This window comes from Solibacillus kalamii, assembly GCF_002174535.1.
Taxonomy (GTDB): Bacteria; Bacillota; Bacilli; order Bacillales_A; family Planococcaceae; genus Solibacillus; species Solibacillus silvestris.
Genome location: NZ_NHNT01000015.1, coordinates 69,843 through 96,309, shown reverse-complemented (window position 1 = coordinate 96,309; position 26,467 = coordinate 69,843). Strand labels below are relative to the sequence as shown.

General features: G+C 39.6%; 26 protein-coding genes, 1 tRNA gene, 1 riboswitch and 1 other annotated feature. Of the genes, 18 read left to right on the top strand and 9 right to left on the bottom strand.

Features of this window, described 5'->3' with window-relative positions; all coding sequences use genetic code 11:
* The first annotated feature begins 47 nt into the window (after nt 1-47).
* The 4 genes from CBM15_RS17550 (at nt 48) to CBM15_RS17535 (ending at nt 2,078) form a co-directional block, all read left to right on the top strand.
* Nucleotides 48-119 (top strand) — tRNA-Glu (locus CBM15_RS17550).
* 78 nt (nt 120-197) lie between these two features.
* A complete protein-coding gene (locus CBM15_RS17545; RefSeq protein WP_087618474.1) occupies nt 198-824 on the top strand; it encodes an NUDIX hydrolase in 627 nt (208 codons plus the stop codon).
* Between the two features lie 87 nt (nt 825-911).
* The gene (locus CBM15_RS17540) at nt 912-1,670 is read left to right on the top strand and encodes a MerR family transcriptional regulator (RefSeq protein ID WP_087618473.1); all 759 of its coding nucleotides are present in this window, start codon (nt 912-914) and stop codon (nt 1,668-1,670) included.
* Between the two features lie 63 nt (nt 1,671-1,733).
* Nucleotides 1,734-2,078: a TraR/DksA C4-type zinc finger protein gene (locus tag CBM15_RS17535; RefSeq protein WP_087618472.1), complete on the top strand. Its 345-nt coding sequence runs from the start codon at nt 1,734-1,736 to the stop codon at nt 2,076-2,078.
* 41 nt (nt 2,079-2,119) lie between these two features.
* Here the strand turns inward: CBM15_RS17535 and CBM15_RS17530 are convergent, their stop codons facing one another.
* Nucleotides 2,120-3,037 carry a 1,4-dihydroxy-2-naphthoate polyprenyltransferase gene (locus tag CBM15_RS17530; protein WP_087618471.1) on the bottom strand — a complete coding sequence of 306 codons (918 nt, stop codon included), beginning with the start codon at nt 3,035-3,037 and terminating at the stop codon, nt 2,120-2,122.
* A 242-nt stretch (nt 3,038-3,279) separates the two neighbouring features.
* Between CBM15_RS17530 and CBM15_RS17525 the strand changes: the two genes are divergently transcribed.
* From CBM15_RS17525 to CBM15_RS17505, 5 genes are all read left to right on the top strand, one after another.
* Nucleotides 3,280-4,662, top strand: coding sequence for an isochorismate synthase (locus tag CBM15_RS17525; protein WP_087618470.1), 1,383 nt, complete (start codon nt 3,280-3,282; stop codon nt 4,660-4,662).
* Nucleotides 4,655-6,388, top strand: a complete 1,734-nt coding sequence (menD, locus tag CBM15_RS17520; RefSeq protein ID WP_087618469.1) for a 2-succinyl-5-enolpyruvyl-6-hydroxy-3-cyclohexene-1-carboxylic-acid synthase — start codon at nt 4,655-4,657, stop codon at nt 6,386-6,388. Before CBM15_RS17525 ends, menD begins: the two co-directional genes overlap by 8 nt.
* Nucleotides 6,370-7,182 (top strand): 2-succinyl-6-hydroxy-2,4-cyclohexadiene-1-carboxylate synthase, encoded by an 813-nt coding sequence (gene menH / locus CBM15_RS17515; RefSeq protein ID WP_087618468.1) that lies wholly within the window; start codon nt 6,370-6,372, stop codon nt 7,180-7,182. Before menD ends, menH begins: the two co-directional genes overlap by 19 nt.
* A gap of 21 nt (nt 7,183-7,203) precedes the next feature.
* Nucleotides 7,204-8,028, top strand: a complete 825-nt coding sequence (gene menB, locus CBM15_RS17510) for a 1,4-dihydroxy-2-naphthoyl-CoA synthase (RefSeq protein WP_008408141.1) — start codon at nt 7,204-7,206, stop codon at nt 8,026-8,028.
* Nucleotides 8,029-8,105: 77 nt separating this feature from the next.
* Nucleotides 8,106-9,542 carry an o-succinylbenzoate--CoA ligase gene (locus CBM15_RS17505; RefSeq protein WP_087618467.1) on the top strand — a complete coding sequence of 479 codons (1,437 nt, stop codon included), beginning with the start codon at nt 8,106-8,108 and terminating at the stop codon, nt 9,540-9,542.
* A gap of 53 nt (nt 9,543-9,595) precedes the next feature.
* Here CBM15_RS17505 and CBM15_RS17500 read toward each other — a convergent pair whose 3' ends face one another.
* From CBM15_RS17500 to CBM15_RS19405, 3 genes are all read right to left on the bottom strand, one after another.
* A complete protein-coding gene (locus tag CBM15_RS17500) occupies nt 9,596-10,582 on the bottom strand; it encodes a metal ABC transporter solute-binding protein, Zn/Mn family (protein WP_087618466.1) in 987 nt (328 codons plus the stop codon).
* A 103-nt stretch (nt 10,583-10,685) separates the two neighbouring features.
* A complete protein-coding gene (gene yidD / locus CBM15_RS17495; RefSeq protein ID WP_065215473.1) occupies nt 10,686-10,919 on the bottom strand; it encodes a membrane protein insertion efficiency factor YidD in 234 nt (77 codons plus the stop codon).
* Nucleotides 10,916-11,074 (bottom strand): hypothetical protein, encoded by a 159-nt coding sequence (locus tag CBM15_RS19405; RefSeq protein WP_193433810.1) that lies wholly within the window; start codon nt 11,072-11,074, stop codon nt 10,916-10,918. Before CBM15_RS19405 ends, yidD begins: the two co-directional genes overlap by 4 nt.
* A 204-nt stretch (nt 11,075-11,278) precedes the next feature.
* On the opposite strand from CBM15_RS19405, the gene CBM15_RS17485 reads away from it, so the two are divergent.
* The 4 genes from CBM15_RS17485 to CBM15_RS17470 all read left to right on the top strand — a co-directional run bounded on the left by CBM15_RS17485 (nt 11,279) and on the right by CBM15_RS17470 (nt 13,480).
* The gene (locus CBM15_RS17485; protein ID WP_008408146.1) at nt 11,279-11,722 is read left to right on the top strand and encodes a Dps family protein; all 444 of its coding nucleotides are present in this window, start codon (nt 11,279-11,281) and stop codon (nt 11,720-11,722) included.
* Nucleotides 11,723-11,851: 129 nt separating this feature from the next.
* A complete protein-coding gene (locus CBM15_RS17480; RefSeq protein ID WP_087618464.1) occupies nt 11,852-12,160 on the top strand; it encodes a transposase in 309 nt (102 codons plus the stop codon).
* A 65-nt stretch (nt 12,161-12,225) separates the two neighbouring features.
* Nucleotides 12,226-12,693: an NUDIX hydrolase gene (locus CBM15_RS17475; RefSeq protein ID WP_087618463.1), complete on the top strand. Its 468-nt coding sequence runs from the start codon at nt 12,226-12,228 to the stop codon at nt 12,691-12,693.
* Nucleotides 12,677-13,480, top strand: a complete 804-nt coding sequence (locus CBM15_RS17470; protein WP_087618462.1) for an alpha/beta hydrolase family protein — start codon at nt 12,677-12,679, stop codon at nt 13,478-13,480. Before CBM15_RS17475 ends, CBM15_RS17470 begins: the two co-directional genes overlap by 17 nt.
* 112 nt (nt 13,481-13,592) lie before the next feature.
* Here the strand turns inward: CBM15_RS17470 and pckA are convergent, their stop codons facing one another.
* The gene (gene pckA, locus CBM15_RS17465; RefSeq protein WP_008408153.1) at nt 13,593-15,179 is read right to left on the bottom strand and encodes a phosphoenolpyruvate carboxykinase (ATP); all 1,587 of its coding nucleotides are present in this window, start codon (nt 15,177-15,179) and stop codon (nt 13,593-13,595) included.
* Between the two features lie 199 nt (nt 15,180-15,378).
* Nucleotides 15,379-15,494, top strand: a riboswitch (SAM riboswitch).
* A 263-nt stretch (nt 15,495-15,757) separates the two neighbouring features.
* Here pckA and metK point away from each other — a divergent pair.
* A complete protein-coding gene (metK, locus tag CBM15_RS17460; RefSeq protein WP_008408155.1) occupies nt 15,758-16,954 on the top strand; it encodes a methionine adenosyltransferase in 1,197 nt (398 codons plus the stop codon).
* Nucleotides 16,955-17,069: 115 nt separating this feature from the next.
* Here the strand turns inward: metK and CBM15_RS17455 are convergent, their stop codons facing one another.
* On the bottom strand, nt 17,070-17,582 hold the full coding sequence (locus tag CBM15_RS17455; protein WP_014823067.1) for a gamma carbonic anhydrase: 513 nt from the start codon (nt 17,580-17,582) through the stop codon (nt 17,070-17,072).
* Between the two features lie 253 nt (nt 17,583-17,835).
* On the opposite strand from CBM15_RS17455, the gene CBM15_RS17445 reads away from it, so the two are divergent.
* Nucleotides 17,836-18,639, top strand: coding sequence for an alpha/beta hydrolase (locus tag CBM15_RS17445; protein ID WP_087618460.1), 804 nt, complete (start codon nt 17,836-17,838; stop codon nt 18,637-18,639).
* Between the two features lie 132 nt (nt 18,640-18,771).
* Nucleotides 18,772-20,232, top strand: a complete 1,461-nt coding sequence (locus CBM15_RS17440; protein WP_087618459.1) for an alanine/glycine:cation symporter family protein — start codon at nt 18,772-18,774, stop codon at nt 20,230-20,232.
* A gap of 17 nt (nt 20,233-20,249) precedes the next feature.
* Here the strand turns inward: CBM15_RS17440 and CBM15_RS17435 are convergent, their stop codons facing one another.
* Genes CBM15_RS17435 through mnmL form a run of 3 tightly spaced genes read right to left on the bottom strand, consistent with a single transcriptional unit; the run spans nt 20,250 to nt 22,242 of the window.
* The gene (locus CBM15_RS17435; RefSeq protein WP_087618458.1) at nt 20,250-20,666 is read right to left on the bottom strand and encodes a pyrimidine dimer DNA glycosylase/endonuclease V; all 417 of its coding nucleotides are present in this window, start codon (nt 20,664-20,666) and stop codon (nt 20,250-20,252) included.
* 41 nt (nt 20,667-20,707) lie between these two features.
* Nucleotides 20,708-21,289: a tRNA 5-(aminomethyl)-2-thiouridylate-methyltransferase MnmM gene (mnmM, locus tag CBM15_RS17430; RefSeq protein ID WP_087618457.1), complete on the bottom strand. Its 582-nt coding sequence runs from the start codon at nt 21,287-21,289 to the stop codon at nt 20,708-20,710.
* Complete coding sequence (mnmL, locus tag CBM15_RS17425) at nt 21,286-22,242, bottom strand: tRNA modification radical SAM protein MnmL/YtqA (protein ID WP_008408169.1); 957 nt, start codon at nt 22,240-22,242, stop codon at nt 21,286-21,288. The genes mnmM and mnmL overlap by 4 nt, the downstream gene beginning before the upstream one ends.
* 133 nt (nt 22,243-22,375) lie before the next feature.
* On the opposite strand from mnmL, the gene CBM15_RS17420 reads away from it, so the two are divergent.
* Both CBM15_RS17420 and leuS read left to right on the top strand, forming a co-directional pair.
* Nucleotides 22,376-23,545 (top strand): MDR family MFS transporter, encoded by a 1,170-nt coding sequence (locus CBM15_RS17420; RefSeq protein ID WP_087618456.1) that lies wholly within the window; start codon nt 22,376-22,378, stop codon nt 23,543-23,545.
* 51 nt (nt 23,546-23,596) lie between these two features.
* Nucleotides 23,597-23,811, top strand: a binding site (T-box leader).
* 112 nt (nt 23,812-23,923) lie between these two features.
* Nucleotides 23,924-26,338 (top strand): leucine--tRNA ligase, encoded by a 2,415-nt coding sequence (gene leuS, locus CBM15_RS17415; protein ID WP_087618455.1) that lies wholly within the window; start codon nt 23,924-23,926, stop codon nt 26,336-26,338.
* Nucleotides 26,339-26,467 lie beyond the last annotated feature (129 nt).

Sequence of the window (26,467 nt, the reverse complement as noted above, 5' to 3'; positions counted from 1 at the left end):
GGTCGCGTAAGCGGCGCGAGGGTTCAAATCCCTCTGTCTCCGCCATCGGCCCGTTGGTCAAGTGGTTAAGACACCGCCCTTTCACGGCGGTAACACGGGTTCGAATCCCGTACGGGTCATACATAGGAAGACGAAAAACGCTAAGTACTTATTACAATGTACTTGGCGTTTTTTTGTATAAAAAGGAGTCAGAGCTTATGAATGAACGTTTAAAAGTGTTTGATCAATTTTATATGGAAACGGGCATTGAACAACGTAATCTCGTTCATGCAAAAGGTTATTGGCATGAAGTGTTTCATTGCTGGATTATTGAAAAAGTAGATTCTGAATGGCGTATTTATTTACAGCTGCGTAGCAAAAATAAAAAGGATTATCCAAACCAATTTGATATTACGGCAGCTGGTCATATACTGGCAACGGAGACGATTGAAGATGGTATACGCGAATTAGAGGAAGAAGTAGGGGTTAAGGTCATGTTTTCGCAATTAACGTCACTTGGAGTCATTCCGTACAGTATAGATAATGAAAAAATAAAGGATTATGAGTTTGCAAATGTATTTGTTTATGAATTAACAGGTGGTCTTGAGAAGTTTTCAATTCAAAGAGAAGAACTGGATGGTATTTACTCTGCTAACTTAAAACAATTTATATTGCTTGCGAATCATAAAATAAAGGGAATTGAAGTATCCGGTTATAAATACGAAAATGATATACGTCATTATGAAGTGAAACAGATCGGATTAGAACAAATGTCGGCATTACCTGAAAGCTATTTGCACGAGTTTATCCCGAGATTGGAAAAGATATTAATTGAAGCAACCTGAAAAAACTTAGGTTAGCTTCTTTTTTTATAATATCTATTGACCTTCACGTTACGTCAACCTTTATAGTACTAATTAGGAGGTGATCAATTGTTAATAAACGAACTAGTCAAGCTATCTGGTGTGAGTGCACGCACACTACGATATTACGATGAAATCGGTTTGCTGATGCCTTCTACGATTGCAGAAAATGGCTACCGAAAATATAGCCAAAAAGATATTGACCGGTTACAGCAAATACTTTTTTACCGAGAGATGGATTTTAAGTTAGAGGAAATAAAAAAACTGCTCGAGCATCCAGATTATGAAGTAAAAGAAGAGCTAAAAAAACAATCCGAGTTATTACTAAAGAAAAGACGACATATAGATGACTTACTGAAAACGATAGAACAAACAATCCAAACGATGGAAGGGGAACTTAAGATGACAAATGAACAGAAATTTGACGTGTTTAAAAACAATCTAATCGAAGAAAATGAAAAGAACTACGGCGAGGAAATACGTAATAAATATGGTGAAGCTAAAGTGGAAGCGAGCAATAAAAAATTTAAAGAGATGACAGAAGAGCAATATAATGCTATGCAGCAATTGGAACAACAACTGTTTGAACGATTAAAAGAAGCAATGGCGTCTGGAGATGAATCTTCAGAGGTTGCGATGGAAGCAGCGGAACTTCATAAACGCTGGCTAAGCTTTTCGTGGGCAAAATATACAAAGGAAGCACATATAGGCCTTGCACAAATGTATGTGAGTGATGAACGGTTTACTGCATACTATGATGAGCGTGTGGGGCCAGGTGCTACACAATTTTTGCATGATGTAATCATTGCTTATGCAGCAAATAAATAAGAAAAGATGTTTAAAAATCCTCATATAGGTAATATTTTATTAATGGAAAAAGGGGGATTTTATATGGATATCAATCAATTACAACATTTACGTAGCATTTTAGAAGAGGAGCTTGCAACTTTGCAGGAGCATGTTAATGAAGAACCAGCTGTTGAAGATACAGAAATAACTGCAGTTGATAATCATCCAGCAGATGCAGCGACCGATTTAACGACAATTGTTACAGAAAAAACATTAAATGAATTGAAGGAAGATGAAATTGAAAGAATTCAAACAGCTTTAAACGCAATGGATGAAGGCACATACGGGGAATGTATCGTATGCGGAAAAGAGATTCCTTTTGAGCGTTTAGAAGCAATTCCGACAGCTTTAACATGTATTGATCATGTAGATGAGGTTATGGAATAGTAAAAGAGGTATGTTGATTATTCAACATACCTCTTTTAGTTTTAAATGAAATACGAAACTAATAAACCAACAGCCAACAAGAAACCGAAAATCGTGTTTGTTTGGGCTGTGTATTTCATGGCCGGCATTACTTCGAGCGGTTTTTCTTTTGCTCTGAATAATTTAATCGCTTCAATCGGTTTTTTCAAACTTAATAATACAAGCAGTGCCCAAGGTGTCAAATGACCTAGAATTACAAGGCCAGCAATCCAAATATACGAAACAATAAAGAAACCGGCAAGTACTGTAACAGCGTTATGTCGGCCAACCAATATAGCCATTGTTTTACGCCCGCCTTCAGTATCTCCTACAATATCCCGGATATTATTAGAAAGCATGATTGCCCCAACTAGAATCATACTCGGCACTGAGATAATTACAGCATCAGCTGTCACATCACCTGTTTGAATAAAGAAGGCAATTAGAACAATACCCATACCCATTACTGCCCCTGAAACTAACTCCCCGAATGGTGAATAAGCAATCGGGTACGGTCCTCCAGTATACAAATAGCCAATCAGCATACATACAAGTCCGACAGCAACTAGCCACCAGGATGTCATGGCACATATGTAAACACCTAATAGCATCGCAATGCCGTAAAAGCTTAGCGCAATAGCCATAATTGTTTTTGGTGCTACACCATGTCGGACGATTGTTCCACCAATACCGACGGAGTTTTCATTATCCAAGCCAAGTTTATAATCATAATATTCATTGAACATATTTGTTGCAGCCTGTATTAGCATACTGGCAATCAGCATTGCAAAAAATAAGCCAAAATGAACTGTTTCATGATTTATTGAAAGTGCCATCGACGTACCTAATAATACCGGTACAAATGAAGCTGTTAATGTGTGGGGACGTGTTAAATGCCACCAAACTTTAAATCCCTTGTCCGCTTCAACGACTTTTGTCATAAAAAAACGCTCCTAACTAAATACAATTATCTAAACTATTGTAATGCAAATAAAACAAATTGAACAGAGTGAAGGGACAATACATGTAACGTTTGCTCGAAAAATGTTATGATAGGAAGGTATTATTTACAGTGCGAACGCAAAAAAAATGAGCAAATTATATAAAAATTCAGGCACGTATTAAAATAACGCTATACTTGCATCATACTTAGTGAATTTGCAACATGACGGAGGGAATTTTCATGCAACACAAGTGGTACAATGCCACTGAAATAGAAGTAGGCTCAAATTCAAAGCAAATTTTTTATATGGAAACAATAGAAGTAAGCCGTTTGTCCGCATTGGCATTTTTTGCGGCAGGCGAATCGAAATATAAAGGAAAACGCAACTACTGGCAAAATCGTGAAAAAACATTCACATTGGTTGGTTTAGGACATGCCTATACAATTGAAAACAATGCGTCTGACGCTCGTTTCGATTTAGTAGAACATGAATGGAAGAAACTGACGAGTCAAATCATAGAGGAAGATCAGCATCTGCAGCCAATCCTTTTTGGCGGCTTTACTTTTGATCCGCAAAATGAAGTTTCAGCAGAATGGACAAACTTCCCGCAAAGCTACTTTACTGTCGCAACACATCAGTTAGTTATTCGCAATGATAAAGCTTATGTCACAATAAACTATATTACGGACGAGGAAAACAGCGCAACAACGTTTGAAGCACTTCGTAAAGAACGTGACGAGCTCATTCATGCAGCACAAGTGAAGGAAGTTAAAACTTATGCGAAGCCGACGATGACAAGCTATATGGAACCGTATAAGCAGGAATATTTGAATTCTATCAATAAGGTGACAAGCTTAATCAAAGCAAATGAAGCGCAAAAGGTTGTCATTGCTCGATCTTTAGCATTGCAATTTAAGGAAACGATCACTTCTCCGCAAATTTTGTCGCATGTCGTACATGAGCAGCCGGAAAGTTATTTGTTTGGCTTAGAGCATGGTGACTTACTGTTTTACGGCGCATCACCGGAACGGTTAGTAAAGGTAGACAACGGACGTGCCTATTCTTCATGTGTGGCAGGTTCGATTAAGCGCGGACCAACAGCTGAAGCCGATGAGGAACTTGGAAGAACGTTGCTGAGCGATTTGAAGAACCTTGGTGAGCATCACTATGTTGTTGAGATGATTACCGATACCTTCAAAAAGAATTGTTCAAAAGTAAAGGTACCTCATGGACCGAAGTTATTAAAAATCCGTGATATTCAGCATTTATATACACCTGTTGAAGGACAGTTAAATGAAGATGCAACAATTTTGCAGCTTGTGAAACATTTGCATCCAACACCTGCTTTAGGCGGAGTTCCGCGTGAACAGGCAATGGAAATAATCCGGACATATGAACCGATGAACCGAGGGCTGTATGCAGCGCCAATCGGCTGGCTCGATGCTGACGGAAATGGCGAGTTTGCGGTAGCGATTCGCTCGGCAGCATTAGTACAGGATAAAGCGTATTTATATGCAGGCGGAGGAATTGTCGAAGATTCGGAAGCACAATCGGAATATGAAGAGACACTCGTTAAATTCCGTCCAATGCTTCGAGCTTTAGGAGGCCAATTACATGAATGAACGTGAAGTACTATCCAAATATGTTTATACGATTGTGTCAGCGTTAGTAGCTTCTGGTGTAGAGCAGGTTGTCGTAAGTCCCGGCTCTCGCTCTACACCGCTTGCCTATGCATTTGCCTCAACAAAGGAAATCGTAATGCATCGTCAAGTCGATGAAAGAGCGGCAGCCTTTTACGCGCTAGGCATAGCTAAATCAACTGCGAAACCAGTCGTGCTTGTATGTACATCAGGAACAGCAGCAGCCAATTACTATCCTGCCATTGTCGAAGCAAAATATGCACGTGTACCGTTAATTGTTTTAACAGCAGACCGTCCGCATGAATTGCGCGAAGTAGGAGCACCACAGACGATCAATCAAGTACGGCTATACGGCGATAATGTAAAATGGTCGGCAGAATTCCCGATCCCGGATGAGGCACCGCAAACGATTCCGTTTATCGAACGACACACAGTGCGTGCGGTAAACATTGCAACGACCGCACCGTTTGGACCGGTTCATCTAAATATACCGTTCCGTGAACCGCTAATCATTGATTTTACCGATAAATTGCCGGTTTCAAGCTTTATTAAAAGCTATACAAATGAGCTTCAGCCTGCTAAACAAGCGGTGGCAGAGCTGACAGCAATCATCGAACAAACAACGACAGGAATTCTGATTGTAGGGGAATTGCCGCTAGGAACGAACACAGATTATTTATGGGATTTTATTCGTGAAGTGAAATGGCCGGTAATGATAGAAAGCTTATCGAACCTGCGCACAGAAATACCGGAAGATTGCCAAATATATGCGATTTCTACATATGATGCATTGATGAAAAATGAACGCTTCAAACGAAATGTCCGACCACAAACGGTCATTCGATTCGGTGCACAGCCTGTATCAAAATTTTTAATGCAGTTTATCGTACAGGCAAATCCGCAAAGCTATATTGTTATCGATGAAGATCCGATGTATAGAGATTCTACTCATATGTCGACACATTTCATTCATGCGTTACCTGGAGAATGGCTATCGGATCTGAAATTAGCACATTCTCAAGCAGAAATGGCGTACGTTCAATTTTGGAAAATGGCAGATTTACTTGCAGCTGATGTCATTGAAAAGTACAGTCAATTTGCTGTTGATGAAGGAGCAATGGTACAGGCATTCCTGACAAGTATTGAGGAAGACGCCGACATTTATGTCAGCAGCAGTATGCCAATCCGTGATATTGATACGTTTTTACTTACACAAAATCGCCCTGTTCAAATTTTTGCAAACCGCGGAGCAAATGGAATTGATGGGGTAACATCTACAGCACTTGGTTTCAGTAATGGTCGCAAAAACCGCAAAACGTATTTATTAATTGGCGATCTGGCATTTTTACATGATGCCAATGCATTTGTTGCAAGCCGTTATCAGGAATGTGATTTAACGGTAATTGTCATGAATAATGACGGTGGCGGCATTTTCTCTTATTTACCGCAATCGAAGGTAGAAGAGCATTATGAAGATCTCTTCGGAACACCGACTGCATTGACATTCGAACAAATGGCCAAAATGTATGAGCTGGATTACGAAAAAGCCACATCTTTGGAACAATTTAAGAATGCATTAATAGCAAAAAAACAAACACCGATTAAACTAATCGAAGCTTTCACAGATCGTGATGAGAATGTAAAGCAGCACCGTGAGTTATGGGCGCGTATTCATGAGGTGATGGAACAATGGCTCGATTCACTGTAAAAGGCCAGGATGTAAATATAGAACAGTGGAATGAACAGGCAACTCAGACAATTGTATTTCTCCACGGTTTTACTGGGAGCACAAATACTTGGAAAAAGATAGTTTCGCAACTGCCGTCAAACATCAGATGTATTGCCGTTGATTTAATCGGACACGGTAAAACAGCGGCACCGGCTACTGTTGAATTTTACTCTATGGATTTTCAAGTGGAACTGCTGCATGAACTTTTCCATTACTTACAGCTTGATACTTTCTCGCTGATAGGCTATTCGATGGGGGGGCGTGTAGCATTGAGCTATGCAGTTCGCTACCCGGCTGCAATCGAGCATTTACTGTTGGAAAGTGCTTCTCCGGGTTTAAAGGATAACCAGGAGCGTAGTATACGAAAGCAGGCGGATGATACACTCGCTGAAAAGATACTCGCGAATGGGATTGAATCATTCGTAACCAAGTGGGAAAATATACCGCTATTTGCTTCTCAAAAAAGTCTTCCTGCAGAAGTACAGCAGGAAATTCGAACAGAGCGAATGCAGCAAAGTGAGATCGGCCTTGCAAACAGTCTGCGCGGGATGGGGACAGGTGTAATGCCGGAACTTTGGGGTAAGCTTAATACATTAACGATGCCTGTGACACTTGTTACCGGACAGCGTGATGGGAAATTCATTCAATTAAACATTGAAATGCAAGAGCATATAAAAAAAGCAAATCATCTTATAATTCCAGCAGTTGGCCACGCAATTCATGTGGAAAATCCGACAAAGTTTGCTACAATAGTAAAGGAAACGATTTCATAACCGAAATAGGAGGCAATATATATGACAAAGCAACGTCTATGGACATCTTTACATACTTACGAAGATATTAAGTATGAATATTATAACGGGATCGCAAAAATTACGATTAACCGTCCAGAAGTTCGCAACGCTTTCCGTCCAAAAACAACAGCGGAAATGATCGATGCTTTCACACGTGCTCGTGATGATGAGCGTGTTGGTGTAATTATTCTAACAGGTGAGGGCGAGCATGCATTCTGCTCTGGCGGCGACCAAAAAGTACGCGGTCATGGCGGTTATGTAGGCGATGACCAAATTCCTCGCTTAAACGTATTAGACTTACAAACGTTAATTCGTAAAATTCCTAAACCGGTTGTAGCGATGGTAGCAGGTTATGCAATCGGCGGAGGGCACGTATTGCACGTAGTATGTGACTTAACAATCGCTGCAGAAAATGCACGTTTCGGTCAAACAGGACCTAAAGTCGGTTCATTCGATGCTGGTTACGGCTCAGGTTACTTAGCACGTATCGTAGGACACAAAAAAGCTCGTGAAATCTGGTACTTATGCCGTCAATACGATGCGCAGCAAGCACTTGAAATGGGCTTAGTAAACACAGTAGTACCATATGAGCAATTAGAAGATGAAACAGTAAAATGGTGTGAAGAGATGCTTGAAATGTCTCCAACAGCATTACGTTTCTTAAAAGCTGCAATGAATGCAGATACAGACGGCTTAGCTGGTATCCAACAACTTGCTGGTGATGCGACACTTCTATACTACACAACAGATGAAGCAAAAGAAGGCCGCGATGCATTTAAAGAGAAACGTAAACCAGACTTCGGTCAATTCCCACGTTTCCCTTGATTTGTTCGTTAAATAATTCAAAAGGGATGTCCGAAAACTTTGGACATCCCTTTTCTTTACGATAGGAGGGAAAAAGGATGCAGCCAAACTGGATCAAGCAACGAGCCTATTTAACACCGAATCGGGTTGCATTGAGCTTTCATGACGAGCAATGGACGTTTAACGAACTTTATTTACAGTCTGTTAGTTTAGCTTATAAATTAAATACACTTCGTTTAACAAATGGAAAACGGGTGGCTATTTTAGCACCATCTACACCGCATTTAATCGAACTGCTGTATGCATGTATGCAAGCACAATGCGAAATGGTGCTGCTGAACGGCAGATTGGCAAAGCATGAGCTTGCGTATCAAGTTGAAGATGCTGAAGTAGACGCGATATTAGTCGCAGATGAAGAGCTTGTTAAACTTCCTGATGATGACCGAATCATCCCATTTTCGAAGCTTTATAAGACAATGGAGTCGGAATATGATATTGCAGCACAGTGGAATGAGGATTTTGCTCTGACGATTATGTATACATCCGGGACGACTGGTTTTCCGAAGGGAGTTTGTCAAACCGTTTCAAACCATAGTTCAAGTGCAATTAGCTCAGCATTGAATTTAGGCATTTCAGAGAAGGATACATGGCTTTGTACTGTTCCGATTTTTCATATAAGTGGTTTTTCGATTGTTGTCCGTTCATTGCTATATGGGATGAAAATACGTTTATATGAAAAATTTGATGCTGAAAAATGTGCACAGGAAATTATGGAAGGTACCGTTACGAAAATGTCGGTCGTTTCGGTCATCCTTGAAAATATACTTTCCGAAATGGAGCAGGCTGGTAAAAAAGCACATCCCAATTTCACAGTCGCATTAGCAGGTGGCGGTCCAGTACCGATCGATTATTTAAAACGTTCAGAAGAACTGGACTTGCGTGTTGCCCAAACTTACGGTATGACAGAAACGTCTTCGCAAACCGCGACACTGGCAAACGAGGATGCAATGACACATATCGGATCTGCCGGTAAGCCGCTGTTTTTCAATGAAATTAAAATTGATGCAAAAGACGGGGAGTCCATTGGTGAAATATTAATCCGCGGACCTCATGTCACGCCGAAATATATTGGTCGCTTTAAAGACAAACCGACAACCATCAATGGCTGGCTTCATACAGGAGATGTTGGTTATTTGGATGAACAAGGGTATCTATTTGTCGTTGATCGTCGCAGTGATTTAATTATTTCAGGTGGAGAAAATATTTATCCGGCGGAAATCGAAAACTTATTGCTCGGACACCCGAACGTAAAAGAGGCGGGTGTTTGCGGTATGGAGCATGACAGATGGGGGCAAGTCCCTGTTGCCTTTATTGTTGCAAAAGAACAGATGACAGATCAAGAAATCATTGGATTTTGCAAACAGCACTTAGCAAATTATAAAGTTCCGAAACATGTTCACTTCGTCAGTCATTTACCTCGAAGCGGTTCCAATAAACTGCTAAGAAGAAAGTTGATGCAGCTGCTGGAAGAGTGATGAGGAGATAAAGAAGGTCCAAGCATTCATTATGCTTGGACCTTTTTATATGATTAATTGCTCAAAGCTTGCTTGAGAACATCCATATTTTTACGCATTAACGTAAAGTAGTCTTCATTGTTTTGGATATCTTCCTTCGTTAAAACACTTAAATTATGCAATGTTAACGGTTCTGCATTAACTTCCTTTTGAATAATTTCCGTTAATTTTGAAGAAACATTTTGTTCAAAGAAAATATACTGGATATTTTCTTTATTTGCTAAATCAACTATTGCCGTTAATTCCTTTTGTGAAGGCTCACTTTGCGAATTTAAACCAGCTACAGGCACTTGATTGAAGCCGTAATGTCCCGCAATGTAGCCGAATGCTGCATGCGATACAAAGAATGTTTTTTTCGTAGTAGCTGCAGCCATTTCTTCAAAGTCTGAGTGCAATGCCGCAAGATCTGTTACTAATTGCTCGTAGTTTGAATTGAATGTTGCTTCGTGTTCCGGTAAAGCTTTAACTAGTTCATCTTTAATCGTTAAAGCTAACTGCTGTGAAATAATTGGGGATAACCATACATGGGCATCGTGTTCTTCGTGTGCGTGTTCTTCTTCATGTCCGTGGTCATCATGTTCCTCATGCTCAGCGTGTGTATGTCCTGTGGAAATATGAAGCTGATCTTCCGTTACATTGGCAGCAGTAGCAACTAATTTTACGTCTTCATTTGCCAAAGTCTTTTGCGCATTTTCAACAAAACCTTCTAAACCAAGACCAATGTAGAAAAATAAATCTGCATCTGCTAACGCCATCATATCTTTTTGAGTTGGTTCAAACGAATGTTCATTTGCACCTGCAGGATAAATGGAAGAAACATCAACAAACTCTCCACCGATTTGTTCCGTGAAATACTGCAATGGGTAAACGGTTGTATAAACAGAAAGGGCATCTTCCTTTTGCTGTGATTCGTTTGTGTCTTTTTTCGTATCATCTGCATTGCAGGCAGCTAATAATAAAACAAGTGTAAACATCGAAATGATTGAAAACCATTTTTTCATTAATTAAATCTCCTTAAATAGTAATTATTACGATTTGTATTTTTGAACATTTTCAATCATACAGGATTCAATAAAAAAAAACAATATAAAAAGCCTTCGAAAATTATTTTTTTTTCGAAGGCCATTTTTCTGGAACAGGATCGAAGCCACCAGGATGAAGCGGCTGACATTTTATGATTCGAATGATCGTCATGATCGATCCTTTTATTGCACCATGTTTTTGAATTGCTTCAATTCCATAGCTCGAACAAGTCGGGTGGAACCGGCAAGATGGTGGTGTCATAGGCGAAATATATTTTTGGTAAAGACGAATTAATCCGATAAATAGTTTTTTCATTGCTGTTTTTGCTCTCCATTTTTATAAGTCCGGATTGGTTTGGAATCAACGGTTTGCTTTAATGATACGCTGTTTTTCCGGGCAAGTAAAATAATAGAGAATGCAAAAATACCCATTATCGTTAAGATAATAATCAATACAATAGGTAAGCTCATTTTTTTCACCTCATCTTCCATTTTACTGGAAAAACCCTGCGGTGAGTGTGAAGAATGATTGAACTAAATGTTTTAAGAAGTGGGATAACGGATATAATACAAGCAATGATACATTTCTAAAAATAAAAGAAATAGAAAGATTTAATATCAGGATTAAAATTTCGTTATCGAAGTTTTAAATATAATTTATGAGGTGAAGGACAAATGGCAAAGAAACAATTAAACACACAATTAAATGATTTAGTAGCAACATGGTCGGTAATGTACACGAAGTTACATAACTATCACTGGTATGTAAACGGACCATCATTCTTTACATTACACGTCAAATTTGAAGAGCTTTACAACGAAGTAACTTTAAATTTAGATGAAATTGCAGAACGAATTTTAACGAAGGGCGGCAAGCCTGTTGCAACATTAAAGGAACATTTAGAGCTTTCTCTAATTGAAGAGGCTTCAGGAAAAGAAGAAACAGAGGAAATGGTTTCTAAATTAATCGAAGACTTCCATACGATTATGGAAGCTTTAAATAAGGCAATGGAAACAGCTTCTGAAGAAGGCGATGACCGTACAGAGGATTTACTGAATGCTCAATTCCAAAGCCTTGAAAAGCATACATGGATGTTAAATGCTTATTTAGGCAACTAATATTGGATAAAACGACTCCGTTTTGGGGGTCGTTTTTTTATTGATCATTTGATGGAATGATTGCACGATATATGCTTCCAATGTATAAATGATTTTATTGCAGTCCACCTTAAATATGAGGTGAGAATAATGGAAAAAAATAATGTTTATGTATCCGTTGCCAATTTAACATGCAATTTGCATCCTGGATCTTCGTATGAATTTGTTTTAAAAATGGAACCGCAAAAGGCTCGTGTATTTATGAAGCTGTTCGATCAGATGCAACATCTGGAAGCGTCAAATGCCTTCCGTGCACATATGCCGTTTATTCCATATCATTTGGACAGATTAAATCATGAAATCGACCACCGACTTAAAAAGGTATATGCCCTGATTCATGAATTTGGAGACGAGGAAGCGAAAAGGTTCGTCGAGCAACTGCCATACTTTACTCGCTAATTAGGCGATTTGATTGAACCGTAGACATCTGTTCGTTACACTAATAATAGGAGTTGAGCGAAAAGATGTTTACATTTATCGATGAAAATAATTTAAAAGTAGATTTAAGATTTGATGAAGGTCCTTTCGAAGTTGAACCGAAGCATGTATTGGCCCTTGTGCAATATGAAGGGAAATGGTTATGTACGATTCATCACCGTCGTGGTGTTGAGTTTCCCGGAGGCAAGCAGGAGCCTGGAGAGACATTATACGAAGCGGCCATCCGTGAAGTTTATGAAGAAGCAAATGTTGTAATTGAAGATGTAAAATGGTTTGCCTACTACATCGTGCATGATGACATTCCCTTTTGCAAAGCAGTTTTTACTGCCAAAGTAAAGGACATTGAACCTTTTACAGGAGATCATGAAACAGAAGGCATGTTATGGCTGACAGAAGAAGAGCTGTGGAAACTGCCGAATTTAAGCTTCTATATGCGGGATGCAGGAATGAAAAAGATGTTGCAGGAAGTGAAAAATCATGAACGACAATGGTAAGATTTTTTCGATACGCAATTACCCATCACCGAATCCCCATATCCGATTAGATGAAATTACGTATTGGTCACAAGGCCTGCGTGTAAAAGGATTATTGGCACGTCCAAAAGCGGCTGGTACATATGAAGCGCTTTTATATTTGCGTGGGGGGCTCCAATCAATCGGTATGGTGAGACCTGCACGTATTGCCCAATTTGCGATGCAAGGCTTTGTAGTATTTGCTCCGTACTATCGCGGAAATCGCGGGGGAGAAGGTAAGGATGAATTTGCCGGTGATGACCGTTATGATGCAATTAACGGTATAGAAGTACTGAAGCAGTTTATTCAAGTGGACAAAGTGAATTTGTATGGTTTTTCCCGTGGTGGATTAATGGTATTGTGGACAGCGATTTTACGTGATGATATTAAATCGCTCGTAACTTGGGCAGGTGTATCGGATGCGACAGCAACATATTGGGAGCGGGTGGATATGCGGCGCGGCTTGAAAAGGATTGTTGGCGGTACACCAAATAAAGTACCGGAAAACTATGATGACCGGACACCACTACTTGAAATCGAAAAACTTCAAACTCCGGTACTCATTATTCATGGTACAGAGGATCAGCATGTGGATATTGAGCATGCATATAAACTAGAGCAGTACTTAAAAAAGGAAGGAAAATCTGTTGAGACATGGTTCTCATCCGGATTAAAGCATCACTATCCTCCAAACTTGAACCGTGACACTGTGAAAAACTTATGTGATTGGATGAAACGCCAAGAAAGTAAGAAGTCTGAACAAAACTAGGAAACAAAATTAATAAGGGAAAACCTTATTTTATACAAAGTAAAAACAGCATTTTCCCCATAGAGGAAAATGCTGTTTGTTTTTGTTTGTATAAACGTTGGTCATTAGTAAATTATACTAATGGGCCGCCTTTTTGAACGATTGCTTCATCAACATTCTCGAATTTCGTGAAGTTATTTTTGAACAGATCAGCAAGTTCAGCAGCTTTTTTATCATATGCAGCTTTATCTGCCCATGCATCACGAGGATTTAATACGCTAGATGGTACACCTTCTACGGCTACTGGAATGTTTAATCCAAATACTGCATCTTGAGTTGTCTCAACGTTATTTAATTTACCATCGATTGCAGCACGAACCATTGCACGTGTATAAGAAAGCTTCATACGGCTGCCTACACCATATTCGCCACCAGTCCAACCAGTGTTTACTAGGAAAACTTGTGAACCGTGCTCATCAATTTTCTTACCTAATTGCTCTGCATAAACTGTTGCAGCAAGCGGTAGGAATGGAGAACCGAAGCATGTAGAGAATACTGGTTCTGGCTCTGTTACACCACGTTCTGTGCCGGCAAGTTTTGATGTGAAACCACTTAGGAAGTGATACATTGCCTGCTCTTTTGTCAATTTAGAAATAGGAGGTAATACACCAAATGCATCGGCTGTTAAGAAGACGATTGTATTTGGATGACCTGCTACTGATGGTAACACAATATTGTCAATATAGTCGATTGGGTAAGCGACACGTGTATTTTCTGTTAATGAACCGTCAGCATAGTCGCATTCGCGTGTTTCAGGGTCTACCGCAACGTTTTCCAGTACTGAACCAAAGCGAATTGCATTATAAATTTCCGGCTCATTTTCAGCAGATAGGTTGATTGTTTTTGCATAGCATCCACCTTCAATGTTGAATACGCCGTTATCAGACCAACCGTGCTCATCGTCACCGATTAATTTACGATCTTTATCAGCAGATAATGTTGTTTTTCCCGTACCAGATAGACCGAAGAATAATGCAACATCGCCACCTTCACCAACATTTGCAGAGCAATGCATTGGGAAGATACCTTGTTCAGGCAATAAGTAGTTCATAATACCGAAGATTGACTTCTTCATTTCACCTGCGTACTCAGTTCCGCCGATTAAGATGATTTTCTTTTCAATAGATGTTATAATGAATGTTTCCGATCCTGTACCGTCTACTTCAGGATCTGCTTTGAAGTTTGGCGCAGATACGATTGTAAACTCGGCAACATGTTTAGCCAATTCGTCTGCTGTTGGGCGGATGAACAATTGATGACAGAATAGATTATGCCATGCATATTCATTAATTACTTTAATAGATAATTGAGACTCTTTGTCTGCACCTGCAAAACCGTTGAATACATATAACTCGTCACGTTCTTTTAAGTAATTAACAACTTTCACATAAAGTTTATCAAATACCTCTGCAGAAATCGGACGGTTAACTTTGCCCCAATCGATTTTATTGTTGCAAATTTCTTCTTTTACTATATATTTATCTTTTGGAGAACGGCCAGTGTATTTTCCTGTTTGGGCACGTAATGCGCCTTCAACAGTCAGCACGGCTTCTCCGCGTGATGTAGCTTTTTCAACTAATTGTGGAACAGATAATTGAGTTTTGATGTTTTCCCCGTTTAAAAGTTCTTTCAGCTCGTTAGCAATTTCTACCGAATTCATCTATTAAATACCATCCTTTTTTATAGTATTCCCTTATAGAGGGGAGTTGATTCCTAATTCAAAAATAGTATAACACATTAAGTGAAATAATCTATACTAATTGCAAATTATTTTTTCCGGAATTTTAAACATTGCGAAATACGTCAAAATTTGTTGACAGCACTTGTTTTTTTGCGTAAGATGTTTAATTGAACGGATACTCTTATCCCGAGCTGGTGGAGGGGCAGGCCCTATGAAACCCGGCAACCTGCGTATATTTTATACGTGTTGGTGCCAACCTGATGCAAGGGCAAAAATTCCCTTGAACGATAAGAGTGAAAGGTAACGAAACGTAATATCCTTTCCTCACGTGTGATGAACACGGCTATGAGAGAAAGGATTTTTTTTATTTTGTTTTACAATTTCGTGCTGAGCGAAAATTATATAGTTACAGCCTTTCAGACCCTCGTGTTAAAGCAAATATAGCTTGACGTTAAAAGGTAGATACGCATTTGCGTAATTGCTTTATATAACGGACATGGGTAATGAGTACCGTATCAATAAAAAACAATTGCCAAAGTGATTTAGGAGGAAATGACATGACAAATCGTCGACTGTTTACATCAGAAAGTGTAACGGAAGGACATCCGGATAAAATTTGTGACCAAATTTCGGATGCCATTTTAGACGCTATTTTAGCTGCAGATCCAAATGCACGTGTAGCTTGTGAAACTACGGTAACAACAGGCTTAGTATTAGTATCTGGTGAGATTACAACTTCTACTTATGTAGATATGAAAGGAATTATCCGCGATACAGTGGCAGAAATCGGCTACACACGCGGTAAGTACGGCTTTGATGCGGAAAACCTTGCGGTACTAGTAGCAGTAGGAGAGCAATCACCTGACATTGCACAAGGTGTTGACCAAGCATTGGAAGCGCGTGAAGGTTCAATGACAGATGATGAACTGGAAGCAATCGGTGCTGGCGACCAAGGATTAATGTTCGGCTATGCATGTAACGAAACACCGGAATTAATGCCGATGCCAATTTCTTTAGCTCATAAATTAGCACGTCGTTTAACAGAAGTACGTAAATCAGGAGAATTGGAATATTTACGTCCGGATGGTAAAACACAAGTAACAATCGAATATGATGAAAACAATGAACCTGTTCGTGTGGATACAATCGTTATTTCAACACAGCATGATGAAGAAGCAACATTAGAACAAATTCAAACAGATATTAAAGAGCACGTTATTAAACCGGTTGTTCCTGCTCAATTATTGGATGAAGCAACAAAATACTTCATCAACCCAACAGGTCGTTTCGTAATCGGCGGACCTAAAGGGGATGCAGGTCTTACAGGTCGTAAAATTATTGTTGATACTTACGGCGGCTATGCGCGTCATGGTGGCGGAGCATTCTCCGGTAAGGATGCGACAAAAGTTGACCGCTCTGCAGCATATGCAGCACGTTATGTTGCTAAAAACATTGTAGCAGCTGGCCTAGCTGACCGTGCTGAAGTGCAACTGGCGTATGCAATCGGTGTTGCACAACCTGTATCAATCGCGGTTGATACATTCGGTACAGGAAAAGTAGAAGAATCAAAAATCGTGAACTGGGTACGTGAGCTCTTTGATTTACGTCCTGCGGGCATTATTAAAATGCTTGATTTACGTCGTCCGATTTATAAGCAAACAGCAGCATACGGACATTTCGGTCGCACAGATTTAAATGTGCCATGGGAAAGTACGGATAAAGCGGCTGAATTGAAAGCAAAAGCAGGAATTTAATATAATAAAAAGGAGCATCCAGTTTAATGGATAGCTCCTTTTTTATGATCTCATATAAGATTCCTTTTAATAAGGTATAGATTTATAAGATTCAAAGAGGGGTATGACTGTTAAATTATTTTTGAAGTGATTTATAGTATTGCCCTTTTGCCACATATTCAGAAATTATCCGATCCATATCTGCGCGATCTTCTGCTGTCACTTCACGTACGACTTTTGCTGGGCGTCCCATCGCTAAACAATTGGGAGGAATCACTTTTCCGGGTGGTACAAGACTGCCGGCACCAATAAATGCTCCCTCGCCTATAACGGCCCCATCCAGTATGATGGAACCCATACCAACTAAAGCGCGTTTTTTAATTGTACAGCTATGTAATGTAACTTGATGACCTACTGTTACTTCGTCTTCAATAATGAGAGGGGCAGCGGGACTTTGATGAAGGCAGCTCAAATCCTGGATACTGACACGGTCACCAATTATAGTTTTGTTTACATCGCCACGAATTACCGTGTTAAACCAAATTGAAGTTTCGGCACCGATTGTTACATCACCGGTAATTGTGGCATAGTCTGCAATGAATGCAGAAGGGTGAATCGTTGGTATTTTATCCTTATAAGGGTAAATCATGTGCATTTCCTCATTTCTTCTATAAAATTGTAGATAAATCTATAGATATCGTAACAAAACGTGAAGATTTTTCAATTAACATTTCTTTTAGAACGGAATGTATTATAATTATACAAATAAATAGTAATATAATGTTGCCGATGTTAAAGAAGGTGCAATATCGTAATTTTTTGATACTCGGCAAACTCATTCCTGATTTTAAGGATCACGTGTTTATGTCATAAAAATATTTTATATGTAAGGAGTATTGGCCATGTGGAAATGGGAAACAGAGCAACAACCAAAAGCCGTAGTCGTTATTCTTCATAGCGCATATGAACATCATCGGTGGTACGCATGGTTAATCGAAAAATTCCGCAGTTCACACTTTCATGTTGTAATGGGGGATTTACCGGGACATGGAGAGCAAGGAAAGTATACAACGTATCATGATGAGGATTTTAAAGAATATTATAAGTACACAAAAGTATTATTGAAAGTGGCACTGGAATATAACGTACCGCTTTTTATCGTAGGAAATGGGCTAGGGGCTGCAATAGCTACGTATGTACTCCAGAACAATAAAATAGAATGTGCGGGTGTTGTTTTAGCATCCCCCTGGTTTAATTTAAAGCTGGCACCGGGAAAATTGTCGAATGCTTTATCAAGCTTCAGCGCCATTACATCGAATGTTAAGCTGAAACATGAGTTGGAACCTCACCATCTTACACGGAACACCGATGTGTTAATGGAGCTAAAAGAACAATTACCGTTGACGAGTATGGTGACGGTAAAATGGTATCGCGACTGGCAGCAAATGTCGCGGACAATGCGTAACCCTGAATTGAAGTTTCCGGATATCCCGGTATTATTAATGACAGGTGAAAATGATAAAGTTACAGACATTAGTACATCAAAGAAATGGATAACAGAGCATACGCTTTCCGAGTTTCACTATAAGCAATGGAAAGGTTGCCTCCACAGCCTTTATTTTGAAGTGGAAAGGGAAGATGTTTTTAAATTTACGATAGATTATATTAATAATGTTTTAAGAGACTTGGGATATATTATTGAATAGTGATAAGCCTAACAAAATCATACTTTGTTAGGTTTATTTTTATTTTCTTTAAAAAAATATATCGAAATTTTCGAATATTTGTAATATACTAAATTTCAAATTAATACATTATTTCAACAAAGGGGGTATAGTATGGATTTCTTGAATGATTTTGTAGGATGGGCCAACAATATTTTATGGGGTCCTGTCATGATTTATGGTATTTTAATCGTTGGTTTGTTTTTCTCTATCCTTACAAAGTTTGCGCAAGTCAGGCTTATTAAAGACATGTTCACGCTAATGTTCACAGGGGAAAAGTCCGATGCCGGAGTATCTTCCTTCCAGGCAATGTCGATTGCGTTGTCGGGTCGTGTCGGTACGGGGAATATTGTAGGGACGGCTTCAGCAATTGCTTTTGGGGGTCCGGGAGCGGTGTTCTGGATGTGGGTTACAGCCTTTATTGGGGCATCAACAGCGTACATGGAGTCCACATTGGCGCAGATTTACAAAGAGAAAAAAGATGGGCAGTATCGAGGAGGCCCGGCATTCTACATTGAAAAAACAACGGGAATTCGCGCATTAGGAATTATTTTTGCGGTTGCCATGATTGCATCTGTTGCGTTTTTAATGCCAGGTGTTCAGGCAAATGCCATTGCAGGTGCGGTTGATAACGCATTCGGTATTGATCCATGGATTACTGGTCTAATTACGATTCTTTTATTAGCGGTCATTATTTTTGGTGGGGTTAAACGTATTGCAAACACAGCACAAATTTTAGTTCCGTTCATGGCATTAGCGTATTTGTTAGTAGCCGGTATTATTATTATTATGAATATTACAGCTGTGCCTGAAGTGTTAGCATTAATTTTCCGCAGTGCGTTTGCGGCAGATGCGGTATTTGGCGGGATGATTGGTAGCGCTATTTTCTGGGGTGTAAAACGTGCTATCTATTCAAACGAAGCAGGGCAGGGTACTGGTGCACATCCAGCGGCTGCTGCAGAAGTATCACATCCGGCAAAACAAGGTTTAGTGCAGGCAGCATCAATTTATATTGATACATTACTAGTATGTTCTGCAACAGCACTGATGATTTTATTCATGGGTACATACAATGTCCATGAGGGTAGCCAAGATGGAGCGCTGATCGAAGCAAAAATGGATGAGACAATAACGTATTCAGGCTTTACGCAAGCAGCGGTAAACGATGCGTTCCCATCTTTAAATAACTTTGGTTCGGGGTTTGTAGCGATTGCATTGTTCTTCTTTGCCTTTACAACTTTAATGGCATATTACTATATTGCTGAAACGAATGTTTCGTATATGTTTAATGGTAAGGCAAGACGAATCGGGATATTGTTAATGAAATTCGTATTATTGGCTTCGGCATTTTACGGAACAGTTAAAACATCCGATTTAGCTTGGGCATTCGGTGACGTTGGTTTAGGATTAACGGTTTGGATTAACGTAATTATGCTATTATTCATTATGAAGCCTGCCCTCATTGCGTTGAAGGATTATGAGCAACAGAAAAAAGAAGGAAAAGACCCAGTATTTGATCCGAAAAAACTCGGAATTAAAAATGCTGATTTCTGGGAGACATATAAGAAAGATTAATAGATTAAAAGGAGCAGCTAGTTAAAAAGCTGCTCCTTTTTTATGGAATAATACTGATGTAGTGCCTCAAATTGTTCCGTAGTAAAATCTTTTTGTCCGCGAATATATTTTTCATATAAATTATAGTAGCAAATCGTTAAATACTCATCATTATGGTGGCGGCTGTATGGCGGATAGTATTCATTTTCAGACAAACGAAAATCGGCAAAATAACGATCCATCTTATCAATCGTACGAATTGTAATGTTTCTGGCGCGCATTTCCTTCAGAACAATTTGCGTATAAATATATAAATCCTCTTTTGGGTATTCATAAATATAATTGATTAATACATGTTTGTCTTCTTTCACGAAAATGCTGTTCAACTCGCGCCACTGGGCAAGCAGCTGACTTTTCGGAATAAAGGGAATTAACTCGGTATGCCATAAACGCATCATTTCACCTCATTAAGAATATGAAAAAGAGCTAAGAAAACTTAGCCCTCTATCGGAAATTCTTTTACTTTTTCTAATGCAATGATAAATGGGGGATCATTTTTCTGATTCATAAATTCATAACGCAGAACATGTACATGTTTTTGCGGTAAATCACTTACATAGCGGATCACTTCATCGCGCTCGTTTTTTCCGCCTTCGTGACCGTGATAGACGACTAAAACGATCATTCCTCCGACTTTTAACAGCTTTAACAAACTTTCGATCGCTTGGATCGTAGTATTCGGCTTTGTCACAATTTCATGATTGCTGCCGGGCAAATAGCCAAGATTGAAAATTGCTGCTGATACGGGTTTATGAATATAGTTTGCTACATTTTCATGTCCGTCTTTTAAAACAATAGCCCGATGCTCGAGTGCATTGTCGAGCAGACGGTGCAATGTCGCATCAACCGCTTCTTTTTGCACATCAAAAGCATATACATAGCCGTCATCCCCAACGAGATTTGCTAAAAAAAGAGTATCATGTCCATTTCCAGCTGTTGCATCGACCGCAATATCACCCTCGGAAACCGACATTTCCAATAATGTTTGGGCATATTGAAGAACACGTTCTAATTTCATTTGGACACTTCCGCCTTATAAAACTTCCCTTGATAAGAACCTCTACGTTCCAGCTCTGCATCAATTCCATTCAAAACTTCCCATTTGTTGACAGACCACATTGGGCCGATCATTAAATCGATTGGACCATCACCTGTAATTCGGTGGACGATCATTTCAGGTGGAATAATTTCAAGCTGATCTGCTACAAGCTGAATATAAGCATCCTTTTCCATAAATTCCAGCATGCCTTTTTCGTATTGCTTCACGAGCGGCGTTCCTTTTAAAAGGTGCAGCAGATGGATTTTGATACCTTGGACATCAAGCTTTGCCACTTCACGGGCCGTTTCCATCATCATATCGTAATCTTCTAGAGGCAATCCGTTAATAATATGTGTCACGACACGAATGCCATGCTTGCGCAATTTATTAACCCCTTCCACATATGTCGCATAATCATGTGCACGGTTAATTAAATTGGCCGTTTTTTCATGAACCGTTTGAAGTCCCAGCTCTACCCATAAATACGTGCGTTCATTTAACTCTGCCAAATATTCCACAACATCGTCCGGCAGGCAATCTGGACGCGTTGCGATTGAAAGGCCCATTACTCCCTCACAGGCAAGCGCTGCTTCGAACTTTTCCTTTAATACTTCAAGTGGAGCGTGGGTATTTGTATACGCTTGGAAGTAGGCCATTGTTAAGCCGTCTTTCCATTTGTTCTCCATTTTTGCTTTGATTTTTTCGAACTGTACGGGAATCGGATCGACTTTACTGCCCGCAAAGTCACCTGAACCAGCTGCTGAACAAAATGTACAACCGCCAAAAGCGACCGTCCCATCACGGTTTGGGCAATCAAACCCTGCATCCAAAGCGACTTTGTATACTTTCTTTCCGAATTCATTTCGTAAATAGCGATTCCATGTATAATAACGTTTCCCATCTGACGGGAAAGGAAAATTTGTTTCTGTCATTCCTTGTTCACTCCTCTAACGTATTATTCTAACATGGACAGAACATCGTGTCCTAATAGAAATCTTTTTCTTGTACAATTTCCTGTTAAAGAATAAACTAGTAAATTGAGCAAATATTGAAGGAGGAAAGTGAGTGCCGAAACAAGTATGGTTATTAATTATTGGTACATTCGTAAATACGGTCGGAAATTCGTTTTTATGGCCTTTAAATAGCATTTATATTCATGATCATTTAGGGAAATCCTTAACTACCGCTGGAATTGTCCTTATGTTAAATTCATTGGCAGGTGTTTTCGGCAATCTAGTAGGCGGTTACTTATTTGATAAATTAGGTGGCTATAAAGCAATTTTAATTGGTGTTGTGTTTAATTTATTGTCAATCACACTATTAACGATTTGGCATGATTGGCCACAATACATCATATTTTTAACGATGATGGGCTTTAGTGGAGGGATTGTGTACCCGGCGATTTATGCGATTGCAGGGAGTGCCTGGCCAGAAGGGGGGCGACGTGCTTTTAACTCGATCTTTTTGGCAAACAACGTAGGGGTCGCAATCGGCCCGGCATTGGCTGGCATTGTTGCCGATATTAAGTTTGACTATGTATTTAGTGCGAATCTATTTTTCTATGCTGTATTTTTTGTGCTTGTCATCACAACATATAAGCGTTTTGATATGAAGGGACTGACAACAAAACCGTTCTCAGGTAATGAGACAAAAAGAAGAAACAGAGGACCGATTGTGGCGCTTAGTATATTAAGTATATCTTTAATCGTCTGCTGGTTAAGCTACTCCCAATGGAGCGCGACCATTTCTTCTTATACACAAGGGTTAGGAATGAGCCTGTCCGAGTACAGTTTACTATGGACAATCAACGGCTTCATGATCGTTGCTGTTCAGCCGATTATCCGTCCGCTTGTCACACGTTGGGAAAACAAAATAAAGCATCAGCTGGTACTTGGGCTGATATTGATGTCGCTATCTTATATCGTCGTTTATTTTGCCCAGGACTTTAAGATGTTTGCTGCAGCGATGGTCATTTTGACATTTGGGGAAGTGTTCTTCACACCGGTCATTCCGATGATTGCCAATAAACTTGCACCACATGGACAAGAAGGTTTTTATCAAGGGCTCGTCAATAGTGCATCGACAATTGGGCGGATGATTGGGCCTGTGTTTGGCGGGTTAATGGTAGATTTATATGGCATGCAAATATTAATGCTTATATTATCGATACTAATTATCATTGCCATTATTCCATGTCTGGTCTTTGATCGTACGCTAGGAAAAGAACAAACATAAAACAGTTACTTGTGCTTTTGTGTTGAATTCGTTAAAATGAATGAAATAATAATATTGACTGTGATGAGGAATAGTAAATGGACACACTTTATAGAGAGCTGGCGGCAGGTGGAAGCCGGTAAGTGTCAAGTTGAACTCGCCTCGGAGTTTGCTTTAGTGAAATAATAGTAGCTAATGGCCGTGTATTCGCGTTAAGAAATGAAGCTGAGTGCTGCGTCACTAATTTGGGTGGTACCGCGGGAGTAAAAATACCTCTCGTCCCTTCTTATCATAAGATGGGGCGGGATTTTTTTATTTTTTAAATATTCTGTTAAATCATTGATGATACGCCTAAAATACATAAACCACAGCAAGAATATATTTAAAGGAGGAATTATTGTGAGTTTTAATCATCAGCAAATTGAGAAAAAGTGGCAAACGTTTTGGGATGTCAATAAAACATTCAAAACTGAAAATGAAATGGATAAGCCAAAATTTTATGCATTGGATATGTTCCCTTATCCATCAGGTGCGGGTCTGCACGTAGGACACCCTGAAGGTTATACAGCGACAGATATTTTGTCTCGTTTTAAACGTATGCAAGGCTACAATGTTCTTCATCCAATGGGTTGGGATGCATTCGGTTTACCTGCAGAGCAATATGCACTTGATACAGGGAATGACCCAGCTGAATTTACGGCTAAAAACATCGCGACATTCAAACGTCAAATTAACGAGCTAGGCTTCTCTTATGACTGGGATCGTGAAATTAACACAACTGATCCGTCTTATTATAAATGGACGCAATGGATTTTCACTAAGTTAGTGGAAATGGATTTAGCGTATGTAGATGAAGTGGCAGTAAACTGGTGTGAAGCATTAGGTACGGTTCTTGCTAACGAGGAAGTAATCGACGGAGTTTCTGAGCGTGGCGGTCACCCGGTAGTACGTCGTCCGATGCGACAATGGGTACTGCGTATTACAAAATATGCAGACCGTTTAGTCGATGATTTAGTTGATGTTGACTGGCCTGAATCAATTAAGGAAATGCAACGTAACTGGATCGGCCGTTCTGAAGGCGCACAAGTGAAATTCACTGTTGCTGGCACAGACAAAAACTTCGAAGTATTTACAACACGTCCGGATACATTATTTGGCGCGACATACTGTGTATTAGCACCAGAGCATAAATTAGTAGCTGACATTACTACTGCAGAGCAAAAAGAAGCGGTAGAGGCATACTTGGAAAAAGTATCATTAAAATCTGATTTAGAACGTACAGACTTAGCAAAAGAAAAAACAGGGGTATTCACAGGTGCTTATGCAGTGAACCCGATCAACGGCAAACAAGTGCCGATCTGGATTGCGGATTATGTATTGGCAACATACGGAACTGGTGCAATTATGGCTGTTCCTGCACATGATGAGCGTGACTATGAATTTGCAAAAGAGTTTAATTTAGAAATCATTCCAGTTCTTGAAGGCGGAGACATTGAGAATGAAGCATTCACTGGTGACGGTGCGCATATTAACTCGGACTTTTTAAACGGATTAAATAAAGCAGACGGTATTGCCAAGGCAATTGAATGGTTAGTGGAAAATGGTGTAGGGGAAAAGAAAATTACTTACCGTTTACGCGACTGGTTATTCAGCCGTCAACGCTACTGGGGCGAACCAATTCCAGTAATTCACTGGGAAGATGGCACAATGACTACGATTCCTGTAGAGGAACTGCCATTGGAATTACCGAAAACAACAAATATCCGTCCTTCAGGTACTGGTGAATCACCACTTGCAAATATTGAAGAATGGGTGAATGTAGTTGATCCAGTAACAGGCAAAAAAGGACGCCGTGAAACGAATACAATGCCACAATGGGCTGGTTCATCATGGTACTTCCTGCGCTATATCGATCCGAAAAATGATCAGGCGCTTGCAGATCCGGAACTATTAAAACATTGGCTACCAGTCGATATTTATATCGGTGGTGCAGAGCACGCGGTACTTCACTTACTATACGCACGCTTCTGGCATAAAGTGCTTTATGATTTAGGACTTGTTCATACGAAGGAACCGTTCCAAAAGTTATTTAACCAAGGGATGATTCTAGGTGAAGGCAATGAAAAAATGTCTAAATCTAAAGGCAATGTTGTAAACCCTGATGACATTATCGTTTCACATGGTGCTGATACATTACGTTTATACGAAATGTTCATGGGTCCACTGGAAGCTTCTGTAGCATGGAGCACGAACGGTCTTGACGGGGCACGTCGTTTCCTAGATCGTATTTGGCGTCTATTCGTCACAGATGAAGGAAAGCTTGCTGCAAAAGTTCAGGATTCTGCTGACACAACATTGGAAAAAGTGTATCACCAAACTGTGAAAAAAGTGACGGAAGACTACGAAGGCATTCGCTTCAACACAGCAATTTCACAAATGATGGTATTCATTAATGATTGCTACAAAGCGGAAGTAATTCCAACAGAATATGCAAAAGGCTTCGTGAAACTTTTATCGCCAATCGCACCGCATATTGCTGAAGAGCTTTGGTCAATTTTAGGACATAAAGATACAATTACGTATGCAACATGGCCAACATTCGATGAGTCGAAACTAGTAGACGATGAAATCGAAGTTGTTGTACAAGTTTTAGGTAAAGTACGTGCAAAAGTAACGGTTGCAAAAGATATTACTAAAGAAGATTTAGAAAAAGTTGCTTTAGCAGACAGCAAAGTACAAGAATTTATCGAAGGAAAAACAGTTGTGAAAGTAATTGTCATCCCAGGTAAATTAGTTAATATCGTTGTTAAATAATTAACAAAATAAAAAATGCACGGTGTATTCATAAAGAAATCACCGTGCATTTTTATTTAGACATTGCATGAAAAAACAAAAATAACTATGTTGCATAATCGGTTTCTATGTAATACTAGAATAGTAAAT

Bases quoted from the DNA above. Each gene is read 5' to 3' on its own strand.
- CBM15_RS17545 (WP_087618474.1), top strand. From the start codon at position 198: ATGAATGAACGTTTAAAAGTGTTTGATCAATTTTATATGGAAACGGGC.
- CBM15_RS17535 (WP_087618472.1), top strand. From the start codon at position 1,734: ATGGATATCAATCAATTACAACATTTACGTAGCATTTTAGAAGAGGAG.
- CBM15_RS17530 (WP_087618471.1), bottom strand. From the start codon at position 3,037: ATGACAAAAGTCGTTGAAGCGGACAAGGGATTTAAAGTTTGGTGGCAT.
- CBM15_RS17525 (WP_087618470.1), top strand. From the start codon at position 3,280: ATGCAACACAAGTGGTACAATGCCACTGAAATAGAAGTAGGCTCAAAT.
- menD (WP_087618469.1), top strand. From the start codon at position 4,655: ATGAATGAACGTGAAGTACTATCCAAATATGTTTATACGATTGTGTCA.
- menH (WP_087618468.1), top strand. From the start codon at position 6,370: ATGGCTCGATTCACTGTAAAAGGCCAGGATGTAAATATAGAACAGTGG.
- menB (WP_008408141.1), top strand. From the start codon at position 7,204: ATGACAAAGCAACGTCTATGGACATCTTTACATACTTACGAAGATATT.
- CBM15_RS17505 (WP_087618467.1), top strand. From the start codon at position 8,106: ATGCAGCCAAACTGGATCAAGCAACGAGCCTATTTAACACCGAATCGG.
- CBM15_RS17500 (WP_087618466.1), bottom strand. From the start codon at position 10,582: ATGAAAAAATGGTTTTCAATCATTTCGATGTTTACACTTGTTTTATTA.
- yidD (WP_065215473.1), bottom strand. From the start codon at position 10,919: ATGAAAAAACTATTTATCGGATTAATTCGTCTTTACCAAAAATATATT.
- CBM15_RS19405 (WP_193433810.1), bottom strand. From the start codon at position 11,074: ATGAGCTTACCTATTGTATTGATTATTATCTTAACGATAATGGGTATT.
- CBM15_RS17485 (WP_008408146.1), top strand. From the start codon at position 11,279: ATGGCAAAGAAACAATTAAACACACAATTAAATGATTTAGTAGCAACA.
- CBM15_RS17480 (WP_087618464.1), top strand. From the start codon at position 11,852: ATGGAAAAAAATAATGTTTATGTATCCGTTGCCAATTTAACATGCAAT.
- CBM15_RS17475 (WP_087618463.1), top strand. From the start codon at position 12,226: ATGTTTACATTTATCGATGAAAATAATTTAAAAGTAGATTTAAGATTT.
- CBM15_RS17470 (WP_087618462.1), top strand. From the start codon at position 12,677: ATGAACGACAATGGTAAGATTTTTTCGATACGCAATTACCCATCACCG.
- pckA (WP_008408153.1), bottom strand. From the start codon at position 15,179: ATGAATTCGGTAGAAATTGCTAACGAGCTGAAAGAACTTTTAAACGGG.
- metK (WP_008408155.1), top strand. From the start codon at position 15,758: ATGACAAATCGTCGACTGTTTACATCAGAAAGTGTAACGGAAGGACAT.
- CBM15_RS17455 (WP_014823067.1), bottom strand. From the start codon at position 17,582: ATGATTTACCCTTATAAGGATAAAATACCAACGATTCACCCTTCTGCA.
- CBM15_RS17445 (WP_087618460.1), top strand. From the start codon at position 17,836: ATGTGGAAATGGGAAACAGAGCAACAACCAAAAGCCGTAGTCGTTATT.
- CBM15_RS17440 (WP_087618459.1), top strand. From the start codon at position 18,772: ATGGATTTCTTGAATGATTTTGTAGGATGGGCCAACAATATTTTATGG.
- CBM15_RS17435 (WP_087618458.1), bottom strand. From the start codon at position 20,666: ATGCGTTTATGGCATACCGAGTTAATTCCCTTTATTCCGAAAAGTCAG.
- mnmM (WP_087618457.1), bottom strand. From the start codon at position 21,289: ATGAAATTAGAACGTGTTCTTCAATATGCCCAAACATTATTGGAAATG.
- mnmL (WP_008408169.1), bottom strand. From the start codon at position 22,242: ATGACAGAAACAAATTTTCCTTTCCCGTCAGATGGGAAACGTTATTAT.